Below are 5,189 nucleotides of genomic sequence, written 5' to 3'. Positions count from 1 at the left end.
TTTCTACATTTGTTTCGAGTTACAACTTAATCACACACGATGGACCGCTATTCCTACATTTCAAACGCCCACGGAAGCTATATAGATGAGCTTTATGACTCATATAAAAGCGACCCTAATTCAGTAGACGAATCCTGGCAAAAATTTTTCGAAGGTTTTGAGTTTTCTCAACAAAAATACGGAGAAAATGGTGCTCCCGCAGAAGGAGATTTATCACCTAAGGAAACACGCGTAAGGAATCTAATACACGCTTTCAGATCACGAGGTCACTTAAAATCTGACACCAACCCGGTAAGACAAAGAAGAGACCATAATGTAAAGCTAAAAATTGAAGATTTTGGGCTTACTGACGAAGACCTAAAAAGCGAGTTTGAGGTAGGAGAAGAAATCGGATTAGGCAAAGCTTCGCTACAAAAAATAAATGAGCGACTTGAACATATATATTTAGGCCCTATTGGCTACGAGTATATGCACTTGAGAGATAGTGAGATATTACAGTGGTTTAAACAAAAGTGTGAAAAAGAGGCTGTGGACATCACACCTTCTCTTGAAGTAAAAAGAAGAATACTAGACAAGCTTAATGAAGCTGTAGTCTTTGAAAATTTCCTACATACGAAGTTTCTCGGGCAAAAGCGTTTCTCATTAGAAGGTGGTGAAAATACCATCGCAGCACTTGATGCCATCATCAACAAAGCTGCTGAGTTTGATGTAAAGGAAGTGGTAATAGGTATGGCTCACCGTGGCCGCCTCAACGTGTTGGCAAATATCATGGGTAAAACCTATGAGGAAATCTTCAATGAATTTGAGGGTAACGCAGACCCTGACCTCACAATGGGTGATGGAGATGTAAAATATCACTTAGGGTACTCAAGTAGAATAAAGACACCGTCAGATAAAGACGTATACGTAAAGCTAGCACCTAACCCTTCTCACTTAGAGGCCGTAGATCCGGTTGTTTTGGGTTATACGCGTGGCCAAATTAATGATGAGTATGACGGAGACATGAAAAAAGCCATGTCCATCCTTATACATGGTGATGCTGCTGTGGCTGGACAGGGAATTGTTTACGAGATCGTGCAAATGTCTGAGTTACCTGGTTATAGAACAGGCGGTACAATTCATTTTGTAATCAACAACCAGGTTGGTTTTACTACAGACTATGACGATGCACGTTCTAGTATTTACTGTACTGACATAGCAAAAATTATAGATGCGCCTGTTTTGCACATCAATGGTGATGATGCAGAGGCAGTAACGTTTGGTGTAAACCTCGCAGTAGAGTACAATCAAAAATTTGGGAAGGATATATTCATCGACCTCTTATGCTACAGAAGGCATGGACACAATGAGAGTGATGAACCTAAGTTTACTCAACCAAAACTTTACAACCTCATTGCTAAGCATGCTAACCCAAGAGAGGTGTATGTAAAAAAACTCATTGAGCGTGGTGATGTGGATGAGGCAAGCGCCAAAAAGCTTGATAAAGAATTTAGAAGCATGCTGCAAGATCGACTAAACGAGGTAAAGCAGCAGCCATTAAAATATAAACCTCAAAAAGTTGAGGAAGAGTGGAAGCAACTTCGCAGAGCTACACCTCAGGATTTTGAAAAATCTCCTGAAACTGGAGTTAAAAAAGCTGTGGTAGATAAAGTTGCCAAAGCACTTACAACGCTGCCAGATGGCTTTAAGCCGCTTAAGCAAATAGAAAAATTAATCAAAGAGCGTAAAACCAATTTCTTTGATAAGAAAGAGCTCAACTGGGCAGATGCCGAATTACTTGCTTATGGTTCTCTGCTTACAGAAGGCAAAATCGTCCGTATGTCTGGTCAGGATGTAAAGAGAGGAACTTTCTCTCACCGTCATTCTTACGTGTTTGATGCTAATACCAACGAGCCATACTGTAATCTTGATCACATTGAAGATGGTCAACCTAAATTTCAAATCTACAACTCGCTATTGAGTGAATTTGGCGTTTTAGGTTTCGAATACGGTTTCGCGATGTCCACGCCAAATGCTTTAGTTATTTGGGAAGCACAGTTTGGTGATTTCGTGAACGGTGCACAGGTTATGATTGATCAGTTTATCACGAGTGCAGAGTCTAAATGGCAGCGCATGAACGGACTGGTTATGCTTTTACCACACGGCTACGAAGGACAAGGGCCTGAGCACTCTAATGCCAGACCTGAGCGCTTCCTACAATTGGCCGCTGAAGAAAATATCATAGCATGTAACATCACGACTCCAGCTAACTTCTTCCATATGCTACGAAGACAATTGGCTTGGGAGTTTAGAAAACCTTGTGTTGTTTTTTCACCTAAATCCTTACTCAGACATCCTAAAGTTATTTCTCCAATAGAAGAATTTACTAAAGGTGGATTCCAGGAAGTAATTGGTGATAGCTATGTGACTAATAAGTCAGTTAAAAAAGTAGTAATGTGTACAGGTAAAGTTTATTACGACCTGTTAGAAGAACAACAAGAAAAGAAAATAAAAGATGTAGCACTCGTAAGAATTGAACAACTACATCCTTTCCCTTTCAAACAGCTTGATGCTCAGCTTAAAAAGTATAAAGACGCGAAACTTGCCTGGGTGCAGGAAGAGCCATCTAACATGGGTTACTGGACTTATATGCTAAGAACGTTAACTGACAAAAACATTGAGCTGGTATCCAGAAAGGCAAGTGCCTCCCCTGCTACTGGTTATGCCAAAGTGCATAAAGAAGAGCAGGCTAGAATTGTTGAAAAAGCTTTCCAAAAATAAAATTTACAAGAAAACCATATCATAATGAGCCAAGAAATCAAAGTTCCGGAAGTTGGTGAATCAATCACCGAAGTGACCATAGCCAGCTGGCTTAAAGCCGATGGTGATTACGTGGAACAAGACGAAATCATTGCAGAATTAGAGTCTGACAAAGCTACATTTGAGCTCCCTGCTGAAGTGGCAGGTGTCTTAAAAATTAAAGCTGAAGAAGGTGATACAATTGAGGTTGGTAGTGTAATCTGTGAAATTGATGCAGATGCTAAAGGATCAGGTTCTTCATCTGATGACAGTAAAAAAGAGGAAAGTAAATCTACTGAAGAATCTTCTTCTTCAGACGCTTCATCTGAGGGTGGTGGAAAGAAGACCGGACAAGTAAAAGAAATGGTCGTGCCTTCAGTAGGTGAATCAATCACTGAAGTTACCATCTCTTCATGGCTCAAAGAAGAAGGTGACTTTATAGAACTTGATGAGGTAATTGCTGAAGTAGAATCAGACAAAGCAACCTTTGAATTGCCTGCCGAAGCCAACGGTATTCTAAACATCGTGGCTGAAGAAGGCGATACCTTAGAAATTGGCGCTTTGATATGCAAGATTGAAGAGATGGAAGGCAAGCCTGCCTCTAGCGACAACGGAGCTCCTAAAAAAGAAGAATCATCAACTTCCTCTGCTTCTGGGCAGACGAGCAGCAATGAAACATATGCCACTGGCCATGCTTCACCGGCAGCCGCCAAAATTCTTAAAGAAAAAGGCCTTGACCCTAATGATGTAAAAGGTACAGGTGTAGACGGAAGAATTACAAAAGAGGACGCTGAGAAAGCATCGAAGCAGGAAAAAGCTGACCCTAAGCAAGAAGCTAAAGAAGAGCAATCTGCTCCTGCAAATGCAGCTCAAGGAGGCACCAGAGATGAGCGCAGAGAAAAAATGACTAGTCTACGAAAGACAATCTCTAAGCGATTAGTTTCTGTAAAGAATGAAACTGCCATGCTTACCACATTTAATGAGGTAAACATGCAGCCGATCATGGACTTGCGTAAAAAGTACAAAGAGCAGTTTAAAGAAAAGCACGGTGTAGGTCTTGGCTTCATGTCATTCTTCACCAAAGCCTGTTGTCAGGCATTACTCGAGTGGCCGGCAGTAAATGCAGCTATCGATGGTAATGAGATGGTTTATCATGAATACTGTGATATTTCTATAGCTGTATCATCACCAAAAGGATTGGTTGTTCCGGTTATTAGAAATGCGGAAACGCTTGATTTCAAAGGTATCGAAAGTGAGGTAGTGAGGTTAGCCAAAAAGGCGCGTGATGGTAAGCTAAGCATTCCTGAAATGTCTGGAGGAACTTTTACTATTACCAACGGAGGTATTTTTGGTTCTATGCTGTCAACACCAATTATAAACGCACCACAATCAGCCATATTAGGTATGCACAATATTGTAGAAAGACCTGTGGTAGAAAATGGTGAAGTCGTAGTGAGACCGGTGATGTACGTTGCTTTATCATATGATCACAGAACAATTGACGGTCGTGAGTCAGTGAGCTTCCTCGTAAGAGTTAAAGAACTACTGGAAGATCCGACCAGACTTATGTTAGGAGTTTGATTTATAAGTACAAAGTAATAAGTAACTAGTACTGAGTAGATGCACCAGTTCAAAAAGCTTTCGGTTTGGCAAAAGGCAATGAGTTTAACAACTTCTGTCTATGAGCTTACTGAAAATTTTCCTGCAAAAGAGCAGTTTGGGCTTACAACTCAGATCAGAAGAAGTTCTGTTTCGGTGGCATCTAACATTGCTGAAGGAGCCGGTAGAAATTCTAAAGGAGAATTTAAGCAGTTTTTAGGAATAGCAACGGGATCTTTATATGAGTTGGAAACTCAGTTACTTATTTCAAGTCAGGTAGGTTATACTGATGAGCAAAGAGTTAACGGACTAATATCTTCAATAGAAGAAATTCATAAAATGTTAATAGGCCTTAAAGCGTCATTAAATTAATTTTAGCCAGTACAAGGTACTTACTACTATGTACTCAGTACTAAAAACAAAAGAAACATGAAATACGATGTTACAGTAATCGGCTCCGGCCCTGGAGGGTATGTTGCAGCTATAAGATGTGCTCAACTTGGCCTCAAAACAGCCATTATTGAAAAGTATAATACTTTAGGTGGAACCTGCCTTAACGTAGGGTGTATTCCTTCTAAAGCCATGCTCGACTCTTCTGAGCATTTCCACAATGCAGAAAATCACTTCAAAGAGCACGGCATTGATATAAATAAGCCTAAAGCCAACTTGAAACAAATGATTGCTCGCAAGGCGTCAGTTGTGCAGCAGACTTGTGATGGTGTAGAATATCTTATGAAGAAAAATAAGATTGATGTGCACTATGGTCTGGGTTCATTTGTATCAAAAAATAAAATTAAAATCACTCCGGAAAA

At 40.3% G+C, this 5,189-nt stretch carries 4 protein-coding genes; all 4 read left to right on the top strand.

Annotated elements, in window-relative coordinates; genetic code table 11:
• The first annotated feature begins 39 nt into the window (after positions 1-39).
• On the top strand, positions 40-2,760 hold the full coding sequence (locus E1176_RS06495) for a 2-oxoglutarate dehydrogenase E1 component (RefSeq protein WP_155209791.1): 2,721 nt from the start codon (positions 40-42) through the stop codon (positions 2,758-2,760).
• 24 nt (positions 2,761-2,784) lie between these two features.
• A complete protein-coding gene (gene odhB / locus E1176_RS06490) occupies positions 2,785-4,359 on the top strand; it encodes a 2-oxoglutarate dehydrogenase complex dihydrolipoyllysine-residue succinyltransferase (protein ID WP_155209789.1) in 1,575 nt (524 codons plus the stop codon).
• 39 nt (positions 4,360-4,398) lie between these two features.
• Positions 4,399-4,749, top strand: a complete 351-nt coding sequence (locus tag E1176_RS06485) for a four helix bundle protein (RefSeq protein WP_155209787.1) — start codon at positions 4,399-4,401, stop codon at positions 4,747-4,749.
• 57 nt (positions 4,750-4,806) lie between these two features.
• On the top strand, positions 4,807-5,189 hold a 383-nt coding region (locus E1176_RS06480; protein ID WP_155209786.1), incomplete at its 3' end, for an FAD-dependent oxidoreductase.

The sequence above is a fragment of the Fulvivirga aurantia genome, from assembly GCF_009711475.1.
Classification (GTDB): Bacteria; Bacteroidota; Bacteroidia; order Cytophagales; family Cyclobacteriaceae; genus Fulvivirga; species Fulvivirga aurantia.
The sequence above is the reverse complement of the archived record's forward strand: the minus strand, read 5'-3'. Positions and strand labels throughout refer to the sequence as shown.